Genomic DNA, 4,757 nt, shown 5'->3' with positions numbered 1-4,757 from the left:
GCCCTGGGCCGGTGTTGACGAGGAGGGTCTTGAGGACCCGGGCGGGTGCCACGCCGAGCGCCTCGGCCGCTTCGATCCCATAGCCGGCTGCGGACGGGGCGTGGTCGTAGGGGTGCCGGGTGTAGGGCACGCCGGCGCGGTCGAGCGCCACGGTGGCCGGCGTCGACGGCCCCTCAGCGGAGCGGTGCCTGGCCATCAGGCCTGGGCGACGGACGCGAGCCCGTCCCAGATCGTCGTCACGACGTGATCGGTCGCCTCGTGGGCGCTCGTGCCGGGGTGGCTGCTGCGCCAGACGGCAAGCCGCTCGCAGCCGCCGATGAGGATCTCGGCCATGACCGTGACCCGGTGCGGCTCGAGGGACTCGAAGGCCGGCAGGGTGCGCAGACCCTCGGCGAAGGCCTTGGCGGTCTGCTGGCGGATGCGCTCGACCGAGGCGGACGCCTCACCGATGAGCGCGCCCTCGGTGCGCAGCAGCGAGAAGGCCTGCTCGTGCTCGTCGATGAAGGAGAAGAACGCAAGGACGACCCCACCGACGCGGTCACGTGCCGGGGCCATGGGGTGGGCGACCCAGGAGTCGATGAGGGCGGCGAGCAGCTGGCCCCGAGCGCGCTCGATCGTCGCCGCGAGCAGCCCCTCCTTCGACCCGAAGTAGTCGTAGATGAGGGGCTTGGTGACGCCGACGAGCTCGGCGACCTCGTCCATCGTCGTCGCCTGGATGCCGCGGGTCGCGAACACCTGCTCGGCCACCGCGAGCATCTGCGCCTCCCGCTCGGCGCGAGGCACGCGGGTGCGGGTGCCGGGGGAGCGGGGGGTCACCGCGGCAGTCTACGGGGACCCGTCCCCGGCATCCCCGGCGTCGTCGGGGAGCAGGCAGAACTCGTTGCCGTCGGGGTCGGCCATCAGCACCCCGCCCGTGGCATCGGGGCTGGAGTCCAGGCGCCTCGCTCCGAGCGAGACGAGTCGGTCGAGCTCCGCGTCCCGCCCGTCCCGAACCGAGGGTGCCAGGTGGAAGTGCATCCGGTTCCTCCGGGTCTTCGGCCGGACCGGAGGACCACCCCAGGCGATCTTCGTGCCACCGGCAGGCGACTGAATCGCGGTCTCCTGGTCCTGGTCCCACACCAGCGGCCACCCCAGGGCTGCGCTCCAGAAGTACCCGACCTCCTGCGACCCGTCGCAGGCCAGCTCACCGAGGAAGCCGCATCCGGCGAGGTAGGCGTTGCCCGGCTCGATGACGCAGAGCTCGTTGCCCTCGGCGTCGGCGAGCACGATGTGCCCCTCCTCGGGCGTCTGGCCCACGTCGAGGTGCCGACCGCCCAGCTCGAGGGCTCGAGCCACGATCGTCTGCTGGTCCTCGGGCGACGTGCTGGTCAGGTGCAGGTGGATCTGGTTGGGGCCGGTCTTCTCCTCGTGTGTGGACACAAACCGGATCGGGAACTCGGGCTGCTGTCGTGGCAGCACCGTCACCTCGTCGGCGGCCGTCCCGCGTCCCAGCAGGCCGGCCCAGAAGCGCGCGAGGCGAGGCGGGTCGTGGGCGTCGAAGCAGAGCTCGCGGAGCTGACTGGTCATCGCTGGCTCGTCTCCGATCGGCGGACGCCGGGGGCCCCTCACACGCTAGGACGGTGAGCGACTGCGGGACAAGCCAGTTGTCTGGGCGCTGCACCGATAGGCATTCGTATCCTTGCGGTTACGTACCGAGTTCGGTACGATCATGGCATGGACATGGTGCTGCAGGCGTTGGCCGATCCGAGCCGGCGCACGGTGCTGGAGATCCTGCGGGACCACCCGGCAACTGCCGGCGAGCTGGCCGACGCGCTCCCCATCGCCCGCCCGGGCGTGTCCCGTCACCTGCGGGTGCTCCGGGAGGCCGGGCTGGTCGACGTGCGGGCGGAGGCTCAGCGCAGGATCTACACCCTGCGCCCCGAGGCCCTCGTCGAGGTCGACGAGTGGCTCGAGAGCTATCGCGCGCTCTGGCGCAACCGGCTCGATGCCCTGCACACGGAGATCGCACGAGGGAAGAAGGAGCACCAGTGAAGATCATCGGCACCATGCGAGCAGTCGACGACACCCGGGGCGCGGTGCGCGTCGAGGATGTCTACGACACCGACATCGACGACCTGTGGAGCGCGTGCACGACGCCGGAGCGGCTGGCCCGCTGGATCGCGGACGTGTCCGGTGACCCCGGCGTCGGCGAGACGGTCGACGCCGTCTTCACCAGCACCTGGGCCGGACAGGTGCGGATCGAGGCCTGCGACGCCCCGCACCATCTGCTCGTCACGAACGCACCGGGGACCGACGAGGAGACGCAGCTCGAGGCGTGGCTCACCACCGAGGATGCGCGCACGCGGCTCGTCGTCGAGGAGCGCGGGCTGCCGGTCGGCCAGCTCCACTTCTACGGAGCCGGCTGGCAGGTCCACCTGGAGGACCTCGGCCGCTCGCTGGCCAGCGGGGGCTCGGCGCACGCCGAGGGCTGGTCGGAGCAGACGGCAGCCCCTGCCTGGCAGCAGCGGTGGACCGAGCTGACCCCGGCCTACGCGGACGCGGCCGTCCGCTGAGGCCGGCTCAGGCCCGTTGAGACCCGCAGTCGTCAGGGGACGAGCTGCGACTCGGCCGCCGCCCGGCTGGTGGCGGCCCGCTGGCTCGCCTCGGCCATGACCGACTCGTGGTCCATGGACGCGTGCCACCACTGCTGTCCTGACGCGGGCAGCGTGTAGATCGGGTCGTAGTAGACGTACTCGCGCGACAGCGCCTCGGTGTCGTCGCCCTCGATGGAGGTGCGGTAGTTCTTGCGCCAGTAGGAGATCCCGCGCTCGGTGTCGTACTCCTCGACCTGGTGCACCCAGCGCTTGCCGACGAACGGCACGTCGCAGACGATGCGCGGCGTCGAGAAGCCGGGCAGGTAGCCCATGATGGAGTGCTGGAGGTGCTGGGCCTCGGCGAGCGAGAGCCGCCAGTGCTCGGCGAACGGGATCATGTCGCACATGTAGAAGTAGTACGGCGTGATCGAGGCCCCGTCGGCGAGCGCGAAGCAGAGGTCGAGCAGCGCCTCGGTGGAGTCGTTGACGCCGCGCATGAGCACGCCCTGGTTGCGCACGTCGCGGACGCCGGCGTCGAGCATCGCCTTGGCGGCCCGGGCGACGGAGGGTGTGACGGACTGGGCGCTGTTGACGTGCGTGTGGATGGCGAGCGAGACACCGCGCGAGCGGGCCTTGGCGGAAACGCGCCCGACCCCGTCGACGACGTCGTCGGCGAACCAGTGCTGCGGCAGTCCCATGAGGGCCTTCGTCGCGAGCCGGATGTCACGGATGCTCTCGATGTCCAGGAGCTCGTCGAGGAACGCCTCGAGGTTCTTCCACGGCATGTTGGCGACGTCACCGCCGGAGACGACGACGTCGCGCACGACGGGGGTGGAGCGCAGGTAGTCGAGCATCGCGGCGTAACGGGCGACTGGCTTGAGGTCGAACTTCAGTTTGGCGACCTGTGGGGTGGAGTTGCCGACGAGGTCCATGCGCGTGCAGTGGCCGCAGTACTGCGGGCACGTCGAGAGCAGCTCTGCCAKCACCTTGGTGGGGTAACGGTGTGTCAGGCCCTCGGCCACCCACATGTCGTGCTCGTGGAGGGAGTCGCGCGAGGCGTGAGGGTGCGACGGCCAGTCGGTGCGTCGGTCGGAGAAGACCGGGAGCATGTAGTGGCGGATCGGGTCGGCGTAGAAGGCCTCGGTGAAGTCGTGGCCGGCCCCGGGCATCACCGAGTCGGTCGAGGGCACCATGGTGTTCAGCATCTGCGGCGGGACGAGCATCGACATCGTCGCGCGCTCGGCCTGGTCCCTGGCGAGGTCGTCGTAGAAGCGCTCGTCGAGCAGGTTGCCCATGAGGGCCCGAAGCTGCGTGATGTTCTTGACGCAGTTCACCCGCTGCCACTGTGCGTTGTCCCAATCTGCCTGGGTGACGTGCGCCCAGCCCGGCACCCTGGTCCAGTCGGGCTCCACGAGCTGGCGACGGGCGTACACGTATGGCTGCGACACCAGTGACATGTCCTGACGATAGCCGAAGGTTCGGCCCTGAGTCTCCTATGATGCAAAAGGATTTGTCGTCCGTATCCGTTGCGACAGAAGGATCTGCGCCGTGACCGCACCGTCCCCGCCCGACGACGTCCGGGTCTCCTCGCCGGTCGGCCTGCACCGCGTGCTCGAGCCCACGGGGGAGGCGATCACCCTCCCGCAGGCTGCCCAGCGCCTCGACGCGCGACCGGAGCTCTGGCCCGACGAGGTGCGCATCGCCGTCGAGACGCTCAACCTCGACGCCGCCTCCTACCGCCAGCTCGCCGAGAAGCACACGCGCGACGGCGCGGTCGACGGCCGCGCCGTGCGCCACGAGGTGCTCGGCATCGTCGCGACGCGTGGCAAGATGCAGAATCCCATCACGGGCTCGGGCGGCATGCTCATCGGCACCGTCGAGGAGGTCGGTCCGGACAGCCCGCTCGGGCTGCGGGTGGGGGACCGCGTGGCCACGCTCGTCTCGCTCTCGCTGACGCCCCTCGCGATCACCGACGGCCTCGAGCGCTGGGACGGCCTCTCGGAGCAGGCGCCCGCCGCCGGTCACGCGATCCTCTTCGGCCGCAGCATCGCCGCGACGCTGCCCGAGGACCTCGACCCGCACCTCGCGCTCATGGTCATGGACGTGTGCGGCGCGCCGGCGCTCGTCGAGCGGGTCGTGGGGGAGTATGCCGCCCGCGGCGCCGCGCCGACCGTGGCCGTCCTC

6 protein-coding genes and 1 pseudogene are annotated in these 4,757 nt (G+C 70.8%); 3 read left to right on the top strand and 4 right to left on the bottom strand.

What is annotated here, in order from left to right; all coding sequences use genetic code 11:
• The 3 genes and pseudogenes from AC1DP0_RS18270 to AC1DP0_RS18260 form a co-directional block, all read right to left on the bottom strand.
• Window positions 1-196 (bottom strand): annotated as a pseudogene (locus AC1DP0_RS18270) (Cys-tRNA(Pro) deacylase); the annotation flags it as partial.
• On the bottom strand, window positions 196-816 hold the full coding sequence (locus AC1DP0_RS18265) for a TetR/AcrR family transcriptional regulator (RefSeq protein WP_478087181.1): 621 nt from the start codon (window positions 814-816) through the stop codon (window positions 196-198). The pseudogene AC1DP0_RS18270 and the gene AC1DP0_RS18265, both read right to left, overlap by 1 nt.
• A 9-nt stretch (window positions 817-825) precedes the next feature.
• On the bottom strand, window positions 826-1,566 hold the full coding sequence (locus tag AC1DP0_RS18260) for a VOC family protein (protein ID WP_478087179.1): 741 nt from the start codon (window positions 1,564-1,566) through the stop codon (window positions 826-828).
• 147 nt (window positions 1,567-1,713) lie between these two features.
• Between AC1DP0_RS18260 and AC1DP0_RS18255 the strand changes: the two genes are divergently transcribed.
• Both AC1DP0_RS18255 and AC1DP0_RS18250 read left to right on the top strand, forming a co-directional pair.
• On the top strand, window positions 1,714-2,031 hold the full coding sequence (locus AC1DP0_RS18255; RefSeq protein WP_478087177.1) for an ArsR/SmtB family transcription factor: 318 nt from the start codon (window positions 1,714-1,716) through the stop codon (window positions 2,029-2,031).
• Window positions 2,028-2,552, top strand: coding sequence for an SRPBCC domain-containing protein (locus AC1DP0_RS18250; protein ID WP_478087175.1), 525 nt, complete (start codon window positions 2,028-2,030; stop codon window positions 2,550-2,552). Before AC1DP0_RS18255 ends, AC1DP0_RS18250 begins: the two co-directional genes overlap by 4 nt.
• A gap of 32 nt (window positions 2,553-2,584) precedes the next feature.
• On the opposite strand, the gene AC1DP0_RS18245 is transcribed toward AC1DP0_RS18250, so the two are convergent.
• Window positions 2,585-4,030, bottom strand: coding sequence for a KamA family radical SAM protein (locus AC1DP0_RS18245; protein ID WP_478087173.1), 1,446 nt, complete (start codon window positions 4,028-4,030; stop codon window positions 2,585-2,587).
• A 91-nt stretch (window positions 4,031-4,121) separates the two neighbouring features.
• Here AC1DP0_RS18245 and kdd point away from each other — a divergent pair.
• On the top strand, window positions 4,122-4,757 hold a 636-nt coding region (kdd, locus tag AC1DP0_RS18240; RefSeq protein WP_478087171.1), incomplete at its 3' end, for an L-erythro-3,5-diaminohexanoate dehydrogenase.

It is taken from the genome of Terrabacter sp. P5_B1, assembly GCF_056400505.1.
Note: the sequence above shows the minus strand (reverse complement) of the source record. Positions and strands in the feature narration are given on the sequence as shown.

What these genes read in the sequence shown, in the direction of transcription:
- AC1DP0_RS18255 (WP_478087177.1), top strand. Translation starts at nt 1,714, where the DNA reads ATGGACATGGTGCTGCAGGCGTTGGCCGATCCGAGCCGGCGCACGGTG.
- AC1DP0_RS18260 (WP_478087179.1), bottom strand. Translation starts at nt 1,566, where the DNA reads ATGACCAGTCAGCTCCGCGAGCTCTGCTTCGACGCCCACGACCCGCCT.